Here is a 23,616-nt window from a genome sequence, read left to right on the forward strand (position 1 = left end):
GATTTTTTAATAATACTTTAATTATTCAACTGCCAACCCGTAAATCAGGTCAAAAACCTTAATAATATGGCTTCAAAATCAATCTTTTTGCCACTGATTTTTGCTAGTAAGCAATAGAATCCAATTGAAAGTTCATATCCTTCCAATTACTCATGGCAAATACCAAGTCAGCATCGGCTTGAACCTGTATGCTCTTCATCAGTTGCGATTTTATAGCTTTGGTAGCATCCATTACAGTAGCTTCAACAGATACCTCGGAGATCATCTTTGGGTTAGCAAATCGACAGAAGCTTAAGTCTGGTGCCAAGGTCATGTCCACATCTTCGGTTTCATGCAATTGCAATCCTTTTATGCTAATACTTCGGATTTCATTTTCAATGACCCTGGAAAAGGTCAGTCCCAATGGTTTATTCCTTTGGCTCTTTATCCTAATCTGTGTAGCATCTGCATTGACCATCAAGATATCACGTTCATCTTTCTTGGTTTCTATGTTTTCCAGCTTTATCATCGCTCCATCCGGCATGATACTATTGTATGTATAGCTGCCATTTGCAGTGCCTTTGATATTACGGGTCAAGCTCTGTCCAAATGGCAACAGATAAGCTCCAGGGATAAGATAACAAGGATGACTGTTTGGAATATCACTATACAGCTTTCCATCAAAGTTTCCGGTCTTTCTACCTTCAGCATCGGTAACTTCAATATCCGCTGGGCTCAACAAAAAGTCTAAAATAAAAGTGCTCAGCCCAAAAGGTCCAGAAAACGGCATATCATGATCCGCCAGGTTATAGGCTCCATTGCTCATCATAGCTAAGGTAATTCCGTTACTTAAAGTAAAGCCTGCCTTCTTGTTGTAGCTATATCGCAATTCTCCGTCTTCTAGAGAAAAAGTTAGGAAACAATCTTCATTATCATGGTTATTGCAATCCCATACTTTGAGCTGCACGCCATCCAAACTATTAATCGTTGTTTTTCCATCAGCAGAAAGCTGGGCTCCGGGATGATTTTCAGGATATATAAATTTATAAGGGAAGATACAATGTGAATCACTCAACTTATCAAAATAACCACTATCCCAAACCTCACCCGAAGGAACAAAAAACAGCAAAGGTGAATTATTTCGATCACATCCTTTCAGGAAGGTGGTTTCAATCTGCCTTATGGCAGTCTCAATATTCTTTCCTGCCCTTCTTCCACAATCGTGAAAATAAAGCAAAGATTCCTTGCTCAACAACTTGCCATGTATACCGGTGAGTTCAGTCATAATATCTGCCTGAGGAATGGTGGAGATATTCAGGTTTTCATTAAATAGGTTATCGGCAACCTTGGCCGACATCGATGTACAAAATCCAGTAGCTAATCCACCATCTCCCTTCCCTTTCAGGAAGTAATAATAAAAGGCGTAAAATGCAGCGGTAAGGATAGGATGTCCAAATATGGGATCGATCGTCTCATGCCAAACTTCTGAACTTCCAAAGGTTGCCTTAAAGGTATCCCAACTTGGCTTACCGATGTTAGGATTATGGAATCCTAAATTGTTGTGACCATATTTAAAGCGAATTTCAAGTATCCCTTTCACCTTGGCAACACGGACATTACTGCGCATACCATCAGGATTCTGGACCAGTAAGGATTTTTCAACTCCCACCTGCATTCCTTCATCGACTCCTACCATGGTAAAACTCAGTTTTGTTCCAGGGTTCGAAACCGTGGTAGGTAGACTCTGACCATTGACCAAGATCGCTGCTCCATCCAAAAATGCCTTTCCTGTGACCTCCACCAAAGAACCCGGAATCAGTCCGTTTACAAACTCATCCAGTTGAGGTTTGATCCGAACAATAATGCGATTACTTTCCTTATTATCTAAGGCTCTCCTAAAAAATATCACCTTAGAGCCACCCTTGGCATCGGCCGGCATGGTCACCTCCATTGTACCATCAGGGAGCAAGTTTTTCGACAAGGTTACAGTTCCATCATAAATAAAGGTATCAGCATTCGTAAAGACATTTCCTTTGAGGATTATTTTATCGCCGGGAAAAATTTCATAGGTGCTTGCGGAAGTAATAAATGGCAAGGTCATCTGTTCGTCCCAATCAGCTTGTGTGAATTGAAAAAAATCATTTTCCCCATCCTGTCCATTATATTGCCCCAAAGGTCCATCATAACCACGTTGTCCTTTCGCTCCCGTATCACCAGCCCTCGCACCATGGCAATCCTCTCCATTTCCCGGTCTGCCACCCTGTCCACCATCACCACCTTCAGCTCCGGGACCTCCAAAACCTGCCTGTCCACCTTGATTTTTCCATTTAAAACTTTGTTGGGTAACAGATTGTTCCAAAGTTCCTATAAGTACTCCGATGGAAATATTACCGGCATTTCCTCCCACCCCACCAATTCCTCCATTTCCACCGTTGCCACCGTCTCCACCACGGCCTCCATTCCCACCTTCACTATAGCAAGAACCCCAAAACCACGCTTTCCCAAATCGTCCACCCTCTCCATTGCCACCATTCCCACCGCGTTGTCCTTGGCCTCCTTGAATACCGTTTTCACCATTCAAATCTATATTTGGAAGATTCTTCAAATCCTTTACCCATAATTTTAAATTGGGTGCATTTCTACCTGCCGCTCCATTTTGCCCAACCATACCATCTGCTCCTCGACCACCTTGCCGTCCGGTATGGTTATCATAGTCTCGACTCCGCGGTGAACGGTTATAATTCGGTAAACCATTCAAATAAGGATCATCCGTGCGTGCCGGGGTAAATCCACCTGGCCTTTTCCAAATAATCCACGCATCTGGCCCACAGATCAACTCTTCCGCATATATCGTTAAGGTCTCCACATCAGCTGAAACCTCCAAATGCACATTGGTTAAATCAATCTTTTTGGCAATGATGACCGTCTCCCTTTGCCCAATTACAGATGGACCTCCCATGACCTGATAACCTTCCATCAAAGTAGGCCATAAAGAAGGGTTTATCGCTTCAAAGGTTTTCTTGAAATCGGTCTTGTTCTTTAATTCTATTTTTCCATCCGTTTCCTTAAAAAGATCCTTCCATTTCATCCCGGTAGACTGTGGATTGGAAGCACCTAAATTTATACCTCTCCTTCTGTTTCCTCCTCGCCCCAGTATATTAGGTACTGTAGTTTTCTTGATATCAAAATGTTTGAAGCTCTTGGCATTCCCCAGTTTATTATTCAACATATCCACTTTGGAGGTAATGGTTGCCGAATTGAAGGCTTCTGACACAGACTCCCATCTAATCGAGTCTAAAAAAGATCTCTTTCTGCCAATCAATACATCGCCTGGCTTAATACTTTTACTCCCATCCAACTTCAAGGTACCCAAATCATCGATAGACTTAATCCCTAAGGACTGCATGACCTGCTTGATCCTTTTTAATTGACTTCTTCCTTCATTAAAATCTATATGGACTAAAATATTTTGAATATCTAAAGCTGCTTTAATCTTTTGCGAAATGATGCCCACCTCTTTTGCCCTTTCCTGTAGCAAGCTTGAGCTAATCGCACCATTTTCCATTTCTATTTTAGCAATGCTCCCTTGGAAAGAATTGGCAGAACCATTAAAGGATCCCCCTAAACGGAATTGCTGTTTGCCCCAATTATTTATTTTGCCCATATTGGCATCAGTGGCCACGACTTTCCCGTTGACTTCCAATTCGGCCTTTCCATCGGCATATTTTAACACGCGAATGGTACTAGCCCTGCCTGCTGGCATTGGTTCGGAACTCATTAAACTTTTCACGCCTTGATCACTTTCCATTTCTGTGATCAAATTTCCGTTAGGATCCAAATAAAGTGAGATCGGTTTCCCCTCACTCTCAAAAATCATCTGTTTATTTCCATTTACCTGATCTGGAGTTACCTCCAATGTCAAGGTAAATTCATTGAGCTGATCATCCGGTATTTCTAATTCCATGTCCACGTGCGAATCGGAAAGCTTCATCGCCGTCCCTTCCAAACCAACTTCTCCCACCGTCTTCCAATTCAGATTTTTGAGCACTCCGGTATCAGGAAGTATCTGACCTTCCTTAACCTTAAATGAAAACAAGTTTTCCATGATAATTTTGTTTAAATTATAGAAAGAACCAAATTATCTATTGATAAAAATGGAACCTTAAAACTACTAGTTAAACAGTAGCAAAAGCTTGGTTATGAGTGAATAGCAACCGTAAATGAGTGAAGTAGCAAAAATACTTAGGGAAGTAGGCAACAAACTGAAGAACAGCATATTACCGGTTATAATTTATTAATAATCAAGAAGAAACTAATGAAAAGATTCAAGTAAATAAACATGATTTTATTCCAACAAAACTACATCCTTTCGAGGCTTCAACAATAAAATACTTTCTTCATTCAAATTCATTTTCAACTCCTCATTTTCGTGCTTATCCAAATGTTGGTATTGAAGTTTAAATTGTTTGCTATTATTTCCAAACCGCCATTCCATAATCTTGCATTTACAGGCTGCATTGTCCTGTGTATTTTTGATTTCCGACAAACGTCCATCATCTGCCAGCTTTTTATATAGATTACGGATAGCAATGATTTCATCCCTATTCTCTGATTCAAAGCTCCAGGTAGCAGATAATGCAACCATACTTCTATTCAAACTATCCATCCTTGCCAAGGAATGACTTGGCGATAGGACTTCCCCATTTTTCTTTCGCTTCACATAACTATGGATTGACACAACTGTCGGCGAATTGTAGACCATATGACCATAATGATTGATATTAGCTCCATGCCGAATAAATTCAAACCTCCCGTCATGGTACTTCACTTCCACGATATTGTTTACAAATTGACGAAATCGTCCCGGTTCATTGGATCTAGCTTGAGGTGCTCCAGTATAGTACAGCCAAATCCCAGATAAAGCCTTTATTTCAGCTGATGTAGGTTGGTAAGCAGTTTCAATATTCTTATTTCTGCCTAATTGAAGTACAGTAATTCCAAATATCAGGATAAGGACAAAACTCGATACAAGTAAGGTGATTAGCGTTTTAGGCTTCAGCCCCAAATTTCTTTGAAGCAAAGACCAGCGAGTAGCTGTTGCACATTGAAATTCTCGAATTGCTCCAGCCCCCTTGCCCGTCAGATAAATTAAACATGCATCGATCAGATATGGTCGAGGCTTATTGACGATCCCAAAGTATGCATCTTTCAATTGACCACCGGTAATATCATATTTTCGATTAGGATAGCTAAGGTTAGGCTGCACATCTTCTTCATATTCCTCATGCAATAGGTCCGAGGAAGTATACGGCAATTGTTTACTGATTTCACTCAAGACCTTGGCCAATTTTACATAATTTTCCCGATTGGTATTTTTATTGATGATATTGCCTGTATCTTTTTCATACTTTTCAATTACCCGTTCAATTAATTCAATCAAATCCTCCTTGTTAGATAAAACCACCATAATTTTTTTGATAATTAAGCCCTTAGTTCTTTCGGAAATATTTCGGAAAGCATTATACAGCTTTAGAAACCATTCCGAATTCCTTATCTCCTATTAATTCCTGAATAGATCACTAATTTGCAACCCAATTGTAAAGATAATTATTTTATCAATGATTAATTTTTTGTTGCTTAAAATATATCTCCCTAGATAATCAATTAAAATAAATCTTATATGCTAAGTATTATTGGCTTGATAACAATCCTGGTAATTGTTATTCTTTTGATGGGTAAGCGATTTTCTCCCATTGTCGTTCTGAGTATTGTCCCCCTTGCGGCTGCAATGCTGGCGGGGTTTTCCCAAAGTGAAATTGCAACCTTCTATACTGAAGGAATCAATAAAGTTACTGGGATTGCTGTCATGTTTATTTTTGCGATCCTCTTTTTTGGGATATTGCAGGATATCGGGTTTTTCGACCCCCTTATAAATCTTGTTCTGAGAAAAACGGGTTCCAATCCGATAGCCATCACTTGCGGTACGGTAATAATAGCCGCTATAGCCCATATTGACGGGTCCGGAGCATCAACCTTCCTCTTAACGATTCCTCCCTTGCTCCCTATCTATCAACGCCTAAAAATGAGCCCCCATTTGCTACTCCTCTTGGTTGGTTTAAGTGCTGGAGTCATGAACCTGATCCCTTGGGCAGGCCCAATGGGCCGAGCCGGCATTGTTCTGGAAATGGATCCCTTTGATTTATGGAAACCTTTGATTCCAATACAGATCATGGGCTTTTTATTGGTCCTGATGATGGGCTTTTATTTTGGTTGGCGAGAGAAAGTGAAGAACAATGGAAAGTTGGTTGATCTAACACTTGAAGAAGAAAACCCAGAAATAATGGAACATACAACACATATTGACAAAAAACATATTAAACCACTTTGGTTAAACAGTCTGATTGCTCTATTTATCTTTATATTATTGTTCTCTGGAATATTGCCACCGGGTTTAATATTTATGTTGGGCTGCAGTATCATTCTCTTCTTAAACTTTCCAAAAAAAGATCAACAGATGCAACGGATAAAAGCTCATGCCCCCAATGCCTTATTAATGGCTTCCATAATTATTGTTGCAGGATCTTTTATGGGTATCCTCAGCGAAAGTGGTATGCTTGAATCCATTGCCAATGATCTCGTAAAAGTATTACCAAAACAGGCGGTTCCCAATCTACACTATATCATCGCCTTTCTCGGTGTTCCAATTGAACTCTTGCTCAGTACAGACGCGACCTATTTCGCTTTATTTCCTGTCATCGAACAGATCGTTTCGGAATATGGAGTCGATAGCAGCCGGGCAATACAATTTATGATGGTAGGAAATATTGTAGGTACATTTATTTGCCCTTTTGCTCCAGCTGTGTGGTTGGCAGTGGGATTAGCCAATGTGGAATTGGGAAAATATATTAAATATGCTTTCTTCTGGGTATGGGCTTTTGGCATCGTCTTATTGTTCATTATGTATTTATGGATGTAATTCAGAAAAGGTTCAACATCATAATCCCATGATATAATACAAAAAATGGATCTTTATCGGTTTCTAATCCGATATAGATCCATCCTAACGGCAATCCAAGAATACCTTTTATCCCACCCTCAATCCATATTTATTAATCATTTTATTCAACCAAGCATCTTTTTCTTCAAAAGTGGAAAGCGTACCTTCTTCATCATTTTGCTCCAAACTTTCTATGATTTCATCAACGTATTTCAAATCAAGCGCTTTGGCCACCTTACGGATTTCATCGTCCTGCCATTCGTTTTCCCACCAAAAAGAAACCTCATCTAACCATACACCATCCCAGGTATAGGCATGTGGATTTTCTATTCCTAGCTCCAAATTATAAAGAATAAATCCTGATCGCAAAACATCATAAGCCAATATCTCTAAACTATTGAATTGTAAAATTGGCATAAATCTTTCCACATGATAGATTTCTCGTCCTTCCTCACTTAATTCAAAAATCGAGTCAGCTTTATGATAATCATATTTCATCAATTCATCTATCTCCGGATCTGAAATATTCCCATTGAAAATTTCTGAAACTAATGCTGGTAATTTAAGCGATTTGATCAATTCTAAGGATTCCTTTTCCAATCTGTTTTCCATAGTAAACTAGCTAGTGTGTTAATATTAAATCGTTATCAAGCATAAAATAATCATTTATGTTCAATTTATTGGATTTTAAGTAAATATTAACGCCAATCTCAGCGCGTGAATACGACTTCTTCCATCAAGATTAGCAAAATGCTAGGCAATTAAAAATACATTAAATTTTTAATAAACATTTAACTAATAGGAAATATTAATATAATTTTGCATAAACTTTTTGAAATGAAACATATTCTTACCCTTATTTTATTCTTTATCTGTTCTTTAAACTATGCCCAAAATCTATCCCTTGAGCAAATTATTATGCTCAAAAAGATGCATGCCGACAAAAGCATAAATTATCTTCAAAAGAAAGATTGGAAAATAGTCAGCTTAACAAATGACAATAACAACACTTTAATTATCTTGAACTATACAGCATCCAATGCCTCCGAGTACCTGGCCAATAAAGTTGGAGGATTCGCCAAAAGCCACTTTACCAAGAAAAATGAAGAGACAAGAATCTATCTTTTAATCACGCCACAAAAAGTTATAAAAAGTATCTCTATTGATATCTATAACCCTCAAATCTTTAAAAATTACCGTTTAAAATTAAAATCTAACAACTACTTTTTATCGGATAACTACTTTAGGGGGGATAAGATGATACAACTTTATAAGGGAAAATCTAGTGTGATCCAGACTGTGACAACAAAAGTGAGAATGGCTAACTATCAAAAAATTAATCTATGGAAATTCAGCATTCTGTCCAAGGATTACTACAACGAAAACTTTACAGACTAAAGTGATAAAAAATGGCCGTTTATTGCTAAACGACCATAACCTAATTAATCTAATAATTATCTAAACTTAACTAACGCTTTTCTTAATACCCAATCACATCAATTTCAGCAAGATGAGTGGAAGCTTGATTGTTGAAATTGTCCTTAATATTGATCTTGATCTTTTTTAGGTATTGAGCTGGAACCGCAAATTTCTGCATCTCGATTTCTGTCCTTTCCATAACTTGATCAGCAGCTAGGGTTTTCCAAGTGGTTCCATCGGTGCTACCTAAAATATCAAAGGTTTTAAAGCCATTGGTATTATTCTGCCTCCTGGTCAAACCAATCTGAGTAACATACAGGTATTCCTTGAAATCAACCTCTACCCAATGTGGGAACTTAGGTTCACTGCCCTGCCATTGTGTATGCCAGAATGTATTGATGCTGTTATCAATCACAAATTTTACCTTACCATTTGATTCTCCCTCACCTGTTAACTCTTCTGAATCTGCCTTAGCCTCCCATTTTGCTTTTGGAAGAACCTTCTCCACTACCGCTGCATAATAAAGAATGGTTTTCCCAGTTGGGAAAAAGGAATATCCTTGATCATTCGTAGCCGTTAGTGCTAACATATATTCCTTGCTCAGATCAAACTTCTTAGGATTATAGGTCAATGTCAGATATTCAGAACTGGTCTTCCCCTTAGGGATCACGACAGACTCCTTATCGATATTGAAACTTCCTGCCGGAAATGGCAATAGCAACTCCTGTCCATTGATTTCACGGATCTTATTGACACTGTCCAAGGCTTTTTGGTCTTGGGCAAAGCTTACACGTAGATCTTCAGCTGGTAAACCTACCCCACCATAATTAACCCTAAACTGGTCTTTTCTTTCATCGACCTGAGGAAAAAGCACAAGGTCTTGTCTACCATCAGTAGCCTTCTGTACATTTAATTTCGCTTCTTCTCGGGTATCGTTCAATTCTTCATAGGTTGGGATGTCTTCCTTACAGGAAACCATGGCCAATAACCCTATACAGATTGCAATAAATGATTTATTATTCTTTTTCATAAAATTCATGATTAATAGCCTGGAATCTGTACCAATTGTTTATTACGATCAATTTCCATTTGATGCCAAGGCATAAAGTAATTTTTGTCCTCCCATGGTGCTCTCAATACTGCTGGCACACGTTTATGGAAATCAGGACTGTTGATAGCCGAACCTTTGGTCATATCCATTCCTTCATAATTTCCACCTTGTCTGTAACCATCTTGGTCAGCAACTTTCCATCTTCTTACATCAAAAAAGCGCTTTCCTTCAAAACATAACTCTACTCTACGCTCCGTACGGATCTCTTGTCTTACTCTCGCTTGTGATAGACCTGATGTCAAGGCTGGAAGTCCACCTCTTGTTCTAACTTTATTCAAGTAAACCAATACATCTGGATGGTTAGGTTGTGCTTCATTCAATGCCTCAGCATAGTTTAGATATAGCTCCGATAACCTGATCAACATGGCTGCACGGTTAGTGGCATTCGATGGGTCCACAGAAAATGAGGGGTGAACATTCTTTCTAGCGGTATAACCTGTTTTAGGCCAATCCCTAGGGGCACCATTTTTACCTGAATTACCTGTTGCGAAAAACTCTACCCATTTCATCCCTGTTTTTGGAGCTCCCGGAATCAATGATCCATTAAATGTGATATAGGAATAGAATCTTGGTTCACGGTCCATATACATTTTGTTGGTTCCTTCTGCATAGTATCTTGTCTCTACACTTGAATAGGTGTTTTCATTGTAAGTATTGCTTTGTTGGATCGTTTGTCCATTTTGCATCCTGAAATCATCCACCAACTCTTGAACAACTGCCAATCCATTGTATGCTGTACCCGAGATCGCTCTAGGTGAGGCATGGATTTCCCATTGGTAACGGTTGGTCGCTGGTCTTAACCAGATACCTTCTTTTTGGTATCCGTCCCAGAATACATCTCTAGTGGAAAGAAAGGCTGTTTCAAAATCGTTGGCACCCGTTTTTACAAATAAGGCCTTACCATTTGCTTCGGCTAAATCGATTGCCGCTTTTGCTTGGGTAGCAGCTTTTTGCCAGCGTGAAGCATCATATGTTGGATTGATCAATTGCTTACCATCTAAGTTTCTCCAATTGGCCATAGCCGTGTTACCATTGTACAAAGGACTAGCATGGAACAATAGAATTTCAGATTTTACAGCTTCGGCGACCATTTTATTGATTCGACCTAATTGTGTACCATCAGCTGTTGTCGTTCCCGCTTGGAAATGTTCAACCGGAAGGTCTTTGATCGACTCATCTATCTGTGCAATAACAAAGGCAACCGACTCATCCCAAGAACTTCTAGGAATCTGGTAATTATCTCCCGCAGCCTCTTCACTGATCAAAGGAAGGATTACCGCTGGACCATGCATCTTCATGACCGACCAGTAATAAAAAGCTCTTAAGAATTTCGCCTCTGCTTTGTATTCTTTCACCAATGTAGCACCATTCTCTGCTGTCAATAGTTCTGTACAGCGATCAACATTATCAATGAAAATCTGAGCCTGTCTGATCTTATTGTAATAATTGACATACATGGTATTTACATTATCCGCTGATAATGCCCCTGAATTCGCTGGGAATTCCTGCCAATTGGATACATCCATTTCGTCGGTGATCGCTGACCAAAAGTAACTATATGGCTGATCCCAAACATCTTGGATTGGAGAATACAAACCTCCCCAATAGTTTTCTGTCTGCCTACGGTTGGAAAAAATGGTTTCAATATTCAATAGGTTGTCCGGTTGTGCATCGAAGAACTTATCGTTGCAACTGTTCATGGACATCGTCGTTGCTGCAAGCAACAACATGCACGTAATATTTTTATAATTGATTTTCATTGCTGTTCTTATTTAAAATTTAGTCTTATCCCCATATTGTAAACTCGTGTGATAGGATAAGCTGCTCCTCTACCATCTCCCATTTCTGGATCCCAGAAATCCCAGTTTGAAATTGTGAACAAATTGGTTCCATTCAGATAGATCCGGAACTTAGAAACACCAATTTTATCCAACCATGATCTGTCTGTAAAGTTGTAACCAAATTCGGCTTGCTTCAAGCGAATGAAATCCGAACGGTGCAACCAATATGTACTTCCATAGTAGTTGGTCGTAACGGTTTCGTTGGTTGACAACCTTGGGTATAAAGTTTCTTTATCTGGGTTATTTGGATCCCAACGATCCAATAGATTGGTGTACATGTTTCCGTAAGTCGCACCTTGCGAGAACGGGGTCACTGCGAAACCACTTGCATAGTTAAGATCCACCAAACCTGAACCCTGGAAGAATAAACTCATATCAAATCCTTTAAATCCTCCACCTAAGGTAATACCATAAGTCAACAATGGTGTTGAGCCATATCCAATGGCAGTTTGGTCATTGGAGTTAATGATACCATCTCCATTTAAATCCTTGTATCTGATATCACCTACGCGTACATCACCAGCTTGAGATGCTGAGTTTGCAATTTCCTCATCAGTCTTGAACAAACCTTGATCAATGTATCCGAAACGTTGAGAGATACGGTGACCTTCTCTGTTCAGGTATGGGAATGCCCATGGTGGTAAGTTATCTTTCACAGCACGGTTAGAGTTGTAGTTCATCGTACCTCTTGCCATAAAGAAACCATTGGTCATTTGCTTGTTGTACTCCAAGGTCAAGTCGATACCCTTATTGGCTGTTTCACCGATATTTTTGTAAGGAACGTTTCCAGAATTAAATCCCGATACATAAGGAATATCCAATCCTTGCATCAAGATACCTTCTCTATCTTCCTTGAATAACTCAGCAATGAATTGCAATTCGCTATTGAACAGGTTGATCTCGAAACCGATATTATGTCTGTAGGAAGTTTCCCAAGTTACATCACCACGCATCAAGGATTCTACATAACCTGTAAAACCTCTTTGAGATCCTGGAATACCGAAATTATAGGAACCACCATCTTGCGAAAATCTTGTTAGGTACAAGAAACGGTTTCCAGTATTTGAGTTTCCTGAAGAACCATAGGAATAGCGTAATTTCAAGTGATCGATATGGTCTTTTAATGGTTCAAAGAATTCCTCATTCGAGATCACCCAGCCTAAACCTACGGAAGAGAACAGACCAAAACGGTTATTTGGCGTAAAGTTGTCAGATCCGGAATAAGAGAAGTTGGATTCAAAAAGGTATTTTCTGTTGTAAGCATAAGTTGCTCTTCCCACTAAATTTCTATTTCTGTAAGGAATAGCTGCTTGGTACGAACCAACATTGGATGCTGCATCTGAGAAATCCGTTTGGTTGAACAACAATAAACCGCCAACCTCATGGTCTCCAAATGCACGGTTATAGTTCAATGATGCTTCTGCATAAAGACGACGGGTAGATGATCTTCCTAATCCAAAGTTTAGGTCTGGAGATCCTGCATCCGTCAAGTTCAAAATCAAGTTGCCTTCATCATCTCTGCCTTCTGCAAAATAAGAAGGTAGGTTTCTAACCCTGGAAAGTACGGATTGAACCGTAGCATCAAATGCGAATAATCCATTTGCGCTCAAACCTTCGGTCAAGAAGCCTAATTGTTGGGTCAATCTCAGGTTGGAACGAACTACGTTATCATATCTGTTATTGATACCCGATTGCGTCAAAGCCTTGTAAGGGTTTTCTGTAGCTCCCTTCACAAATGGCCATGAACCATCCGAGTATTGAACTGGAATTACATGTGGAGAGGTCTGGGTGGCCAAAGCGAAAATATAGTCCCTACCCCTTGCCGGTTCATTATAGTTTTTCAAGAAACCATTGATACCAAAGTCAATCTTGGTATTTGGAGTTACATTGACGGTCAAATTACTGGTGAAATTAAATCGATCTTCTTTCAATGCTGAATTATAGGTATCGATATCTTCCGTTCTAAACTGACCAGTTTCGTTGTAATAGCCTAGCGACAAATAATACTGGGCAATATCTGCACCACCGGTAATATTTACGTTAGCTCTGTTATTGGTAGCATTGTTCTTGAAAAGCACATCATACCAGTCCACATTTGGATATAGATCTGGATCGGCACCAGTTCTGTGCAATTCTATTCTTTCTGGTGTATAGAAAGGCTGCTTGCCACGCATGGTCAAACCTTCATTGAACAATTCCATAAAGGTCGGTCCATCTACGAAATCAGGCAGGTACGTAAATCCAGTGATACCCTGTTGCAGTTCGGCAGAAATGGAAGGTTTACCAGCCTTACCTTTACGGGTATTGATGATAATAACCCCATTCGCACCTCTCGTACCGTAAACGGCAGTGGCGGTTGCATCCTTCAGGATGGTGAAGCTTTCGATGTCCTCTGGATCGATATTGTTGATATCACGATCTGGTACTCCGTCGACGATCAATAATGGTGACTGAGGTGAACTTGCGAAAGTCGATACCCCGCGAACAAACAGGTTTGCACCACCAGAACCAGGACCTCCACTGCGTTGCGTCGCAACAACCCCAGCCAAACGACCCGCAATAGCTGTCGTTAAGTTAGCAACTGGAACCTTGAGCTCTTCTCGCTTGATTGTCGCCTGCGAGCCCACATTACTTTCTTTCTTTTGCGTACCGAATCCGACAACAACAACTTCATCGATTCCTGCCAGATCCTCATTTAAAGTTACTGTAATGTCCTTTTCATTTTCTGTCAGCGGCACTTCCTGGAATTCAAAGCCTACCAATTTGAAAACAAGGGTAGCATCTGATGGTACTTCAGCAACGAACCTACCATTGGCATCGGTAGAAGTCAGAGCCTTGGTCTGTCCCTTTACGGAGATGGTTACCCCCTGCAAAAGATTACCATTGGCATCCTTCACCGTTCCTGTGTAAACGGTCTGCTGTCGATCGATCATGGTTACGGCTGAAAATAATTCCGAAATGTTTGTGGCACCTAAAACATCAATTGGACACATCGATGAAATCAATAAGGTTGCTACGGAAACCTGACCCCATTTTGGGACAAGCTTAAAAACATTGGACATAGGTTTTTTAATAGGTTGACCCTTTTTCATGTTCATAGTTAGCGGTTAGTAAAATTGATTATTGGGGTAATGATAAGAGTTAATTAGAGGAAAAAAAACAGCAATCGTTTGCGTAAATTTTTAACGAATTCAGGAATTTTCATTAAAAAATTAAATCAATAAAAACACATAACCCCATTTTTACTGTGCTAAAACCATTATTTTGGGTATTTACTAATATTAACCCTACGTTAATAACAATTTTGTTACACAATTTATTATGTATAACATGAACCTGAAAATCAATAAAAATTTGAGTTTTGCAATCGGGACAAATTCGAGATTCATTCGACCCATATTCGGAAAATTCGGAATATGTCTCGAATAAGGTCAAAGTCAGGTCAGACTAAAATCGATAAAACAGATAGGATGAAAATTTAAGGAAAAATGGAGGTCAAAAAATGAAAATGCTAGAGGTTTATTAAAATTTTTAGTTTGAACTAGGATGGAAAGAATGAGAGGATGGGTCAAGATTTGGATTATTTTTTTTGCAAGAAAGTCCCTGTTACGATAAGTTACCTAGAATTAACAAAAAAAGGTATTCGATTAATCGAATACCTTTTTTTCGCTACCTTATATTGTTCAATACCTTTCTAAAATCTTTCAGCCATTCTGGGGCAGATTGTCATAAATTGCCCATTTATGGTAACGTATTTTCGTTTAAACCGTCTGGCCCATTCCATATGTCTCTATCAACTTTGAAAACTAATAACTGAGAGGGAAAAACAATAATCTTGGCCAATCCTCCAATCCTCGTGGTGAGCAAAGTCGAACCCCATCCTCGTTCATTCCCACTTCTTGATCCATCCTCTAATCCCTTTAATCCTGGTTCATTCCCAGTTCTTGGTCCATCCTCAAATCCCTTTAATCCTGGTTCAAACTCCCCCTCATAAACCTCAACCAATTGCCGTTTGCAATCTTCTGTATATCTTCCTTCGCATAGCCTCTATTTCTTAGGATCGGGAATACTTTTTGGATATCGGCAATGGTTTCCAGATCATAGGGACATTGTTCTCTTCCAAATGCGCCATCCAAATCACTGCCTACTGCTACATGGTTGGTATTGCCGGCAATCTGACAGATATGGTCGATATTGTTGGCCATGATCTCCATATTGCAACCTGTTTCTTTTGGAGTAGATGTTCCCCGTATCCAATTTGGGACCATCATCCAGGCGTCCAGTGCAACGCCAATAACCGCATTTCTGTCAACCAGAGCCTTGATCATATCATCAGAAAATTGACGGTTATGATCAACAAATGTCCGGCAGTTGTTGTGACTGGCCCATATAGGACCTTTATATCGATCTAAAGCATCCCAAAATGCATCGTCATTGAGATGGGTTGCATCAAGGATCATCTGGAGGTTGTCCATTTCCTGGAGCAAGGCAATTCCATCCTGATTTAACTTTCCATTGGAATCCGTACCATTGGCATACCGACCTGGTCCATAATGGGCGGGACCAAGTGCACGAAGGCCATAATCATATGCCTTTTCAAGATATGACAGGTTAACGATGGAATCAGCACCTTCCAGGCTAAGGATATATCCGATGGCTTTTTTCACATCTCCAATATTATCATTCCAATGCTCGACATGGGCATCCAGTTCCGCTTTTGTCCGGATCATTTTTAGCTGCCCATCCTCTTCCATCGCTTTGTACCAAGCTAATTGCCCTTGAGTTTGTGCCCATGCCTGTTCGGGAGATAACCAACCTGGAAGAACACTTCCGTGCTCTACATACCTTGCAATCTGGGTGGCAACGACCAGACCTATGTTCCCTTTTCGAAGTTCATCGAAAGTGACGGTCGCTTTGCCGCGATCTGGTTTATCGACCATGCCCTCTTCCCTCCGGTTCAACTCTGAAATGGGGATCCGGAGATCTCGATTCCATTCCATGGCATTCATGCTTAGATCAAGGTGACCATCGATCAAAAAAGGCTGTACTTCCATAATATCCTTAAATATTTAACATTCTATTCCTCGCAACAACTTGCCAATTCTTAACCTTTTGATGGTCTGCGATGACCGAGACTTTATCATACAAGGCCACTGTTGGGCAGATATGCAAAGGAATGGCATAGAGTTCCGTACCTACTGGATACTCATTGCTATCATTGACGTTGAGCACCATATGTTCCTCACTCTGTAATATCGGAACTGCATCATCGGCATTCAAAAACTTAACCCTTGGCAATGGAGATTCCGAAGCGACAGCCTTGTAACCTAAGTCTATACATATGCGATGCTCATTGATCACGGATATCACTCGGGTCAAAAGTACTGCGGCGACTTCAAAAGCTTGTTCGGGTATTTTCTGGGAGTAACCCCAATCCCAAAACACAAAGGTTCCAGGGCTACAGGCCACATTAGGACGTTCAGCATGCCGTGTAAACGAAGGCGAACCGCCCACTACTATTTTCAATGGATAAGTACATTTTTCCTGAAAATAATCAAATGCAAGCTTGAGTAAATCATACCCTGAATCTGCCTCCTTTTCACGTATGGAAGCATCAACATTGTTGATCTGCCCATCATAGCCATGTATGCCCTCCAAAAGCAAGCTGTCCTGTTCAGCAATGCAGTTCCAGAGCTTTTCAATGTCTTTTATGGAAGCACCAGTCCTACCCATGCCTACATCAAGATCCAGGTAGAAGCTGGTTTTTATTCCCTGCTCCTTTGCCTGAAAATTGACTGTTGTAATAGATTCTACGTTATCCAATAAACAGGAAAAATGGGTGTTCGGATACTCTTGGATCAATTTCAGAAACCGTGAGATATTTGGTCCCACGGGCTGATAGGCCAAAAGGACATCCTTAGCATTACTCAATGCCAGCATTTCCGCTTCAGCAATGGTAGAACATTTAAACTGCTCAATACCTTCCTCAATCATCATCTTGCTCACTTCAAGCATTTTATGGGTCTTTGCATGAGGGCGCAACCTTGACGTATCATTGGCGACCATTCTTTTGAGCAAGCGAATATTACGGGTTATCCGATCAGGATACAGTAAAAGAGCAGGTGAAGCGATACAATCTGAATTTTTTACTTCAAACCACTTTTCCATGATTAGCCTTCATGTAATTCAAACATAGCCTCAATTTCCACCGGGATATTGTCTGGCAGTGAACCAAAGCCTACTGCTGATCGCACTCCAATACCATTTTCCTCGCCCCAAACCGAAGCAAACAATTCACTACAACCATTGATTACATAGGGATGTCTTTCAAAAGCAGGCGTGGCATTGACCATTCCTAAAACTTTGATAACGCGTTTTACTTTATTCAGCGAACCTAAATTGGCTTTTATCGTAGCCAGCATAGCCAGACCGACCTGTCTAGCAGCTACCTTACCAGCTTCCATGTCCATATCTTCACCAACGCGCCCGATGATTAAGGTTCCGTCATTTTGAACCGTACCATGACCAGATAAGTAAAGATATTTTCCATCGACCAAACATGGTTTGTACACCCCAAGTGGCTTTGGTGCTGGAGGTAATGTTAAACCTAATTTTTCAAATTGTTCATCTGCATTCCACATGATTTATTATTTTTTGATTAGTAATTTTTATATAAATAAAGATAAGATCATTACACCGATCAGACCAACCGTGGAGACAATAGCCTCCATCATGGACCATGATCGAAAAGTATCTTTTACCGATATTCCTAAATATTCTTTAAACATCCAAAATCCGGAGTCATTTACATGTGAAAACATGAGACTTCCCGCACCGATCGAAAGGACCATCAGGTTTGGATTGATATCAGTAGCCTGCAACAAAGGCAATAGCACACTTGCCGCAGTGAGTGCTGCAACTGTTGCCGAGCCTATGCATCCACGGATTATGGCCGTAATGATCCATGCTAAGATTAACGGATGGATAGGTAAGCCTTGCAGGGCCTCAGCCAATTTTAAGCTGACACCACTGGCCTCCATTACCTCTTTGAACACCCCAGAACCAGCAATTATCAAGAGGATCATCGCAATGTCCTTGACCGCATCTGCATACACCGACATTACGTCTTTGATGGGTCTGCCCTGAAAGATCCCTAAAGAAAACATAGCGTAGATAACTGCAATGAGCATAACGATATTTGCCGAGCCTAAAAATGCAATGATTTCATGCAAAAAGGTAGATTCTTTTGGTACTACATATGGTAAAACGGTAAAGAGAACAATCATGACCACCGGCAATAAAGCGGTAAAGAAGCTATTGAAAGCCCCAGGTTTAGGATAGTCCTCGTCCTCTGGTTTTGGATCTACCGGTTGAAAGATTTCAGATTTACCAGCCTTGATATTCTTGAGGGTTTTGCTGAACAAAGGACCGCCAATAATTATGGCAGGTATAGCAATGAGCAATCCATAGATCAATGTCAATCCCATATTGGCATTGAACAGGACCACCAAGGCTACTGGAGAGGGATGCGGAGGAATAAATCCATGGGTTACCGACAAAGCTGCCAACATCGGCAGACCGATGTAGACCAATGGTAATTTGTATTTATAGACTATTGAAAAAATTAGGGGAACCAAAAGCACAAAGCCTACGCCATAGAACAAAGGAATACCGACAATAAAACCTGTAAAGGCCATTCCCCATTGCAGATGCTTGACCCCAAACAGGCGAACCATAACGGTTGCAATATTTTCTGCTGCGCCACTATGGGCTATCAACTTTCCGAGCATGGCACCTAATACAATGATCAGGGTAAGCCCGCCCATGATAGATCCTATCCCCTTTTCAACTGTTCCCGGAATCTTTGCCAATGGAATTCCCAGGACGATAGCGGCTAAGATCGAAACGATCAGGAAGGCCAAAAAAGTGTTGATTTTAAAATAGGTAATGAAAATGATTAGCAACAATAGGCTAAGAAGTACGATTGTAAATACCATTTAGTTTATATTGAAGGTTAGGAAGCTTTCATAGCGAAAGCCTAAGGTAATTGCTATCCCTAAAATAGTAATACCTAGGCGAATAAGAGAGGGATTTTAAAAATAAATATTTCAGGGTTCTAAGGGGCATGAAGTTAATATTGCCCCATATTCAGAGTAGCTGTTAATGGAAAGGTTTGCCTTCTTTCAATAATTCTTTACGGATTCCGTCCAATACATCGGAGAGATATATGGATTTTTGATCTTTGTCGGGAGTAGATTTTTCAATGGCTTTGATACAGGAATAGTGTACCGCATTGACGATAGAGCCTCCCGATACAACATAGTTTTTCACGAGTTCCGGAATATCTACCTTTTCGTTCTTGTCATTAAAGAACAAGGCCTCTTCTGGAAAACTCAACTTCCATATTTTGGCGCGGTCTGCCGCTTCGGGAACAGTGAATTTCAAAATGGCATTGAACCTGCGCATAAAGGCATCATCAATATTATTTTTCATATTGGTAGCAAGGATTACCATGCCATTATACTCCTCAATACGTTGTAGCAGGTAAGAAACCTCTTGATTGGCATATTTATCATGGGCATCCCGAACATTGGTCCTTTTTCCAAATAAGGAATCCGCCTCATCAAAAAACAGGATCCAACCTTTGTCCTCGGCCTTTGCAAATATCTGTTCCAGATTTTTTTCGGTCTCCCCAATATATTTCGACATGACCATCGAGAGATCGATTTTGTACACATCCTTCCCGACTTCTTTGCCCAATAACCCAACGGTAAGCGTTTTACCGGTCCCTGAAGGACCGTATAGCAGGGCTTTATAACCATTGTTTATCCTACCCCCCATTCCCCATTCGTTGATCAGGATGCTGTTATATTTTAACCAGCTCTTCAATTCCTGGATCTGCTCTTGGAGCTCATCATTGATGACTAAATCTTTCCATTCCAATTTAGTACGGATTAATTTAGCTGGAAAATTAACACTGAACTTAGGCTGGGTAGACTCGCCATAGATAAATGCATCGAGGTATTCTTTGGAAATCAAGATCTTTCCACTCATCTCAGGCTCTCCTGCCGGAACATCATCTAACCATAGGATTTTTTTACTGTCAAAAATATGGTCAGCCCAAAACAGCTTATGGATTGCGGTCTTTTTATCAAAATCATCATCGCCTAAAAGAAAGACAGCAGTTTCACCCGTTGGGATAAATCCTCTAAAATCCTTTCCCCTTACCCCACCTATTTTTTGAAAATCTCCCGAGCGCTGCAGTTTAAAGTTTATGGCATTATCAAAGAGGTCGGCTTGCATATGAGGAGCCATCCCAATCAGTAATAGACAAGCTTCTTGTTCATTGAGTTGATGATGCTTGATAAATTCTTGCAGCTTTTTGGACCAGGTCCTATAAAGAGGTTTAGGCTTTTCAAATTCAGTTTCACCGGGAAACCAATTGCTCAAACGGTACAAGATCAACTGCTCCAGGAATTTGAGTTCTGCCGGGGCGTTGATATCAAGAAAGCTAATGCTTAGATCTGTATTTGCCTTTTTACTTTTCATTGAAATAGACTTTTGCTTTTTCCCAAACAGTCATGGCTACTTTCAAACCAAGCTTATGCCCCTCAGCAGTAGCCTTGGGAAAATGAATTCCCCCATAGATACAGGCAAGTCCCGCTTGCTCAGCAGCGAAAGAATAGGTCGGCCATTCCAGCACGATATCCATACATGGAGTTACCGCAGGTTCAATTTTTGAAGAACCCATTTTTAAGGTTGTCCTGCCTCCAAAGGCATCATTCCCTGTAAAGTTCTTCAGGATAACCGCAGCTGCGCGGCTAAAGCAACTGTGAGCAGAAATATATTCTGGGGTCGCTGGCGTTTTCAGATAAGGATTCCATTGATCCCCCTTAATCGTCTCTGTTCCTTTACAACTGCCTCCCCAAGCATGTACATGCAGGCCATTGAATAAGTTCCTGATCGCCGTAATAGGTCTGACAGATTGATATTGATGTTTGCATTCCCAACTAGCAATTGATGCATCCAACAACGCATTGCTGAGCACAAAGAAAAGCTTGATGCATTGGGAGTTCCTGTAGAATTCCTTTTGGGCAACGAACTGCGCTATCTCACACCAATGCCCAGGAGTCGTAAAGGTACCTCTGGCGTCTTCCCAGTAAGTAGCAATGACTTTCTGTTCATCCGTCAATGCAGCATTGATATCCAAGATTTCCCGGGCTTGTTGCTTGAACTCAGGTTGTTCCTTCGTAAAAGGTGCGTCAGGTCTAAATTGCCAGTTAAATGGAAGGGCAAAGGATTGTACCAAGCCCCAATGTGGAACATGGAATCGTTGGAAGCTGATTTTGGCTCCTTCCTTAATTTTTTGAAGGGGTTGCCAATAACTGAGATTATTCAGGTGTTCGGGAGGATTGATAGGTTTATAACCTGTATAGTCAGAAAATCTTGGCATATGCAGGCTTCCATAAGGATTGCTTCCATCCCCATATCGCTGTTCAATGGTTAATTTTGCCATAAGGTTGCCAATCCCTTCCGGCTTGGAAATGTCCAGGGTTTTATGGTCAGGATCGTAATCCAACTGGCACATAAAATCACGGAAAATATCCTTTTCTTCAGCTGGCAATTTTAACCAGAATAGGTTCACCAGAATCCGGTAAGCAGCATAACTGAAGGACTTACGGATATTATCCTTGGCACAATTTGATTTTGGGATTTTTATATATTTAGCTGTACTTGTGCTATAGGCACAGTTATCATATACAGACCATGCATCGTACATTGCTGTATGCATCATTGCCAATGCTCTTGCAGCCAATGGAGCAGAGGTTTTGGTCAACTTGATGGCCTCCAGCATAAGTTGATTCCATTTTAACACTAGCGGTTTTTCTGACATGATATTATACTATAAATTCATTCAATAATTCGTTCATAAGCCTCTAAAATTCACCTCCATTCTACATGGATAAGCTGTTTTAGCCATGGGAACTTGATCATATTCAAATTCCACGGCAGATAATCCAGCAACATATCGATAGGACCTTTTTCCACTTGTATCGTAATCTTTTCCATTCCCAGCTCTATTTTGCCTTTTCTCTGTAAAAAGCCTTCCCTTAACCCATCAACAGAAGTCTTTTTCAATATCTCCCAATTGGGGATACAGGCTTCCATCATAGCAATGACTTCCTCCTTTTCATCCTTGCTCATTTCTATTGATGTCGGGATTGCGGCTTTTATCGGATATGAGCATAGCAGTTTTGGAACTGTCAATTCATATTCCTTAGGCTGTTGCTTTCCAGTTGCTGCAAAATGTAATAGGTAGATAGCTTTTTCCTTAGCATCCAGAGAGATGAAATCTTTGTCTTTGACCAATCCCAACTGTTTGAATAATGAGTTTAAAAAGGGATGTAATAAAACCAACCCTACATGGTCCTGAAAAATAGCTTCTTTAATCTCGGTTATATCTTTAAATTCTTCAAAACTTCGTACCTGATCAATCACCGGATTGGCAAAGGAATTGTAATCCACTTTAATTTGCTCTATGCGATTTTTGAATTCAGCTGAGTCTGATTTAAAGAACTCTTTTGAAACGACCTGAAGCAAATCCAGCCAGAACTTCTCTCGCCAAACTATTTTGTTTCCAGCATTAATTTCCTTGTATTTGGATACAAAAGCGAAAAAATCCTTTACTATTTTATCCAATGATTTTTCCTGTTTTGGAGCTATTACTTTAATCAATGTATTCAAAAAGCTATCTGAATGTTGCCTCACTAATCGAATTCGGAAATTGGGACTACGTTCTACCTCCAGTATGAAATGATTCAAGGTTTCCATCTTACTAGAAAGGGATTCTAGGACATGTTCTTGCCAAGCATCTATCGGAAATTCAACATTCCAATCTAAATAGCCCTGTCGCAAATAAGAAATCCATTTATGAAAGTCCGAGAGAGTGGTATGCTGAATATTCACTCGATGGTTTAATGCTCTTTCTTTTAGTATCTGTTCTTCTAATTGCTGTTTTATGTTTTCTACTAATCTCCCATTGGATTTAATATGATCTAAATCCATTAGCTTAATAATACCCAGATCAATGGTCAAGGAATCTATTGATAACACTTCATCATCGTTGGATAAACCCGACAGGATTTCATCCATCAAAGGCACAAAAAACTCCCAATATTGATCACTTAGTTTTTGCTGAATGCTAAAACTAGCTTCTCCTTGTGATAATAGGAGCTCAATACGCTGTTTTCTGATGATATGCAGCATGA

The 23,616-nt window shown here is 40.2% G+C and carries 15 protein-coding genes; 2 read left to right on the top strand and 13 right to left on the bottom strand.

Features of this window, described 5'->3' with window-relative positions:
- Window positions 1-103: 103 nt before the first annotated feature.
- Together NLF99_RS19680 and NLF99_RS06830 are read right to left on the bottom strand one after the other, a co-directional pair.
- Window positions 104-4,084 (bottom strand): LamG-like jellyroll fold domain-containing protein, encoded by a 3,981-nt coding sequence (locus NLF99_RS19680; RefSeq protein ID WP_302328318.1) that lies wholly within the window; start codon window positions 4,082-4,084, stop codon window positions 104-106.
- A gap of 240 nt (window positions 4,085-4,324) precedes the next feature.
- A complete protein-coding gene (locus NLF99_RS06830; protein ID WP_254527304.1) occupies window positions 4,325-5,446 on the bottom strand; it encodes a hypothetical protein in 1,122 nt (373 codons plus the stop codon).
- A gap of 213 nt (window positions 5,447-5,659) precedes the next feature.
- On the opposite strand from NLF99_RS06830, the gene NLF99_RS06835 reads away from it, so the two are divergent.
- Window positions 5,660-6,955 (top strand): CitMHS family transporter, encoded by a 1,296-nt coding sequence (locus tag NLF99_RS06835; RefSeq protein WP_254527308.1) that lies wholly within the window; start codon window positions 5,660-5,662, stop codon window positions 6,953-6,955.
- A 108-nt stretch (window positions 6,956-7,063) separates the two neighbouring features.
- On the opposite strand, the gene NLF99_RS06840 is transcribed toward NLF99_RS06835, so the two are convergent.
- Window positions 7,064-7,588, bottom strand: coding sequence for a hypothetical protein (locus tag NLF99_RS06840; RefSeq protein ID WP_254527310.1), 525 nt, complete (start codon window positions 7,586-7,588; stop codon window positions 7,064-7,066).
- A 225-nt stretch (window positions 7,589-7,813) separates the two neighbouring features.
- Between NLF99_RS06840 and NLF99_RS06845 the strand changes: the two genes are divergently transcribed.
- On the top strand, window positions 7,814-8,374 hold the full coding sequence (locus NLF99_RS06845) for a hypothetical protein (protein WP_254527312.1): 561 nt from the start codon (window positions 7,814-7,816) through the stop codon (window positions 8,372-8,374).
- 82 nt (window positions 8,375-8,456) lie between these two features.
- On the opposite strand, the gene NLF99_RS06850 is transcribed toward NLF99_RS06845, so the two are convergent.
- The 10 genes from NLF99_RS06850 to NLF99_RS06895 all read right to left on the bottom strand — a co-directional run bounded on the left by NLF99_RS06850 (window position 8,457) and on the right by NLF99_RS06895 (window position 23,614).
- Complete coding sequence (locus tag NLF99_RS06850) at window positions 8,457-9,425, bottom strand: discoidin domain-containing protein (RefSeq protein ID WP_254527313.1); 969 nt, start codon at window positions 9,423-9,425, stop codon at window positions 8,457-8,459.
- An 11-nt stretch (window positions 9,426-9,436) separates the two neighbouring features.
- Window positions 9,437-11,266: a RagB/SusD family nutrient uptake outer membrane protein gene (locus tag NLF99_RS06855; protein WP_185216526.1), complete on the bottom strand. Its 1,830-nt coding sequence runs from the start codon at window positions 11,264-11,266 to the stop codon at window positions 9,437-9,439.
- An 8-nt stretch (window positions 11,267-11,274) separates the two neighbouring features.
- On the bottom strand, window positions 11,275-14,445 hold the full coding sequence (locus NLF99_RS06860) for a TonB-dependent receptor (RefSeq protein ID WP_254527315.1): 3,171 nt from the start codon (window positions 14,443-14,445) through the stop codon (window positions 11,275-11,277).
- Window positions 14,446-15,312: 867 nt separating this feature from the next.
- Window positions 15,313-16,401 carry a dipeptidase gene (locus NLF99_RS06865; protein WP_254527317.1) on the bottom strand — a complete coding sequence of 363 codons (1,089 nt, stop codon included), beginning with the start codon at window positions 16,399-16,401 and terminating at the stop codon, window positions 15,313-15,315.
- 7 nt (window positions 16,402-16,408) lie between these two features.
- Window positions 16,409-17,515 carry a D-TA family PLP-dependent enzyme gene (locus NLF99_RS06870; protein ID WP_254527318.1) on the bottom strand — a complete coding sequence of 369 codons (1,107 nt, stop codon included), beginning with the start codon at window positions 17,513-17,515 and terminating at the stop codon, window positions 16,409-16,411.
- Between the two features lie 2 nt (window positions 17,516-17,517).
- Window positions 17,518-17,988, bottom strand: a complete 471-nt coding sequence (locus tag NLF99_RS06875) for a RidA family protein (protein WP_254527320.1) — start codon at window positions 17,986-17,988, stop codon at window positions 17,518-17,520.
- A gap of 27 nt (window positions 17,989-18,015) precedes the next feature.
- On the bottom strand, window positions 18,016-19,344 hold the full coding sequence (locus NLF99_RS06880; RefSeq protein ID WP_185212327.1) for a gluconate:H+ symporter: 1,329 nt from the start codon (window positions 19,342-19,344) through the stop codon (window positions 18,016-18,018).
- 163 nt (window positions 19,345-19,507) lie between these two features.
- Window positions 19,508-20,896, bottom strand: a complete 1,389-nt coding sequence (locus NLF99_RS06885) for an ATP-binding protein (protein ID WP_254527322.1) — start codon at window positions 20,894-20,896, stop codon at window positions 19,508-19,510.
- Window positions 20,886-22,241, bottom strand: coding sequence for a vanadium-dependent haloperoxidase (locus NLF99_RS06890; protein WP_254527323.1), 1,356 nt, complete (start codon window positions 22,239-22,241; stop codon window positions 20,886-20,888). Before NLF99_RS06890 ends, NLF99_RS06885 begins: the two co-directional genes overlap by 11 nt.
- A gap of 50 nt (window positions 22,242-22,291) precedes the next feature.
- Window positions 22,292-23,614, bottom strand: a complete 1,323-nt coding sequence (locus NLF99_RS06895) for a contractile injection system tape measure protein (RefSeq protein WP_254527326.1) — start codon at window positions 23,612-23,614, stop codon at window positions 22,292-22,294.
- Window positions 23,615-23,616: the final 2 nt, after the last annotated feature.

Source organism: Sphingobacterium sp. LZ11T8, from assembly GCF_024261425.1.
Taxonomy (GTDB): domain Bacteria; phylum Bacteroidota; class Bacteroidia; order Sphingobacteriales; family Sphingobacteriaceae; genus Sphingobacterium.

Bases quoted from the DNA above. Each gene is read 5' to 3' on its own strand.
- NLF99_RS06830 (WP_254527304.1), bottom strand. From the start codon at position 5,446: ATGGTGGTTTTATCTAACAAGGAGGATTTGATTGAATTAATTGAACGG.
- NLF99_RS06840 (WP_254527310.1), bottom strand. From the start codon at position 7,588: ATGGAAAACAGATTGGAAAAGGAATCCTTAGAATTGATCAAATCGCTT.
- NLF99_RS19680 (WP_302328318.1), bottom strand. From the start codon at position 4,084: ATGGAAAACTTGTTTTCATTTAAGGTTAAGGAAGGTCAGATACTTCCT.
- NLF99_RS06890 (WP_254527323.1), bottom strand. From the start codon at position 22,241: ATGTCAGAAAAACCGCTAGTGTTAAAATGGAATCAACTTATGCTGGAG.
- NLF99_RS06885 (WP_254527322.1), bottom strand. From the start codon at position 20,896: ATGAAAAGTAAAAAGGCAAATACAGATCTAAGCATTAGCTTTCTTGAT.
- NLF99_RS06835 (WP_254527308.1), top strand. From the start codon at position 5,660: ATGCTAAGTATTATTGGCTTGATAACAATCCTGGTAATTGTTATTCTT.
- NLF99_RS06845 (WP_254527312.1), top strand. From the start codon at position 7,814: ATGAAACATATTCTTACCCTTATTTTATTCTTTATCTGTTCTTTAAAC.
- NLF99_RS06860 (WP_254527315.1), bottom strand. From the start codon at position 14,445: ATGAACATGAAAAAGGGTCAACCTATTAAAAAACCTATGTCCAATGTT.
- NLF99_RS06850 (WP_254527313.1), bottom strand. From the start codon at position 9,425: ATGAAAAAGAATAATAAATCATTTATTGCAATCTGTATAGGGTTATTG.
- NLF99_RS06875 (WP_254527320.1), bottom strand. From the start codon at position 17,988: ATGTGGAATGCAGATGAACAATTTGAAAAATTAGGTTTAACATTACCT.
- NLF99_RS06895 (WP_254527326.1), bottom strand. From the start codon at position 23,614: ATGCTGCATATCATCAGAAAACAGCGTATTGAGCTCCTATTATCACAA.
- NLF99_RS06865 (WP_254527317.1), bottom strand. From the start codon at position 16,401: ATGGAAGTACAGCCTTTTTTGATCGATGGTCACCTTGATCTAAGCATG.
- NLF99_RS06855 (WP_185216526.1), bottom strand. From the start codon at position 11,266: ATGAAAATCAATTATAAAAATATTACGTGCATGTTGTTGCTTGCAGCA.
- NLF99_RS06880 (WP_185212327.1), bottom strand. From the start codon at position 19,344: ATGGTATTTACAATCGTACTTCTTAGCCTATTGTTGCTAATCATTTTC.
- NLF99_RS06870 (WP_254527318.1), bottom strand. From the start codon at position 17,515: ATGGAAAAGTGGTTTGAAGTAAAAAATTCAGATTGTATCGCTTCACCT.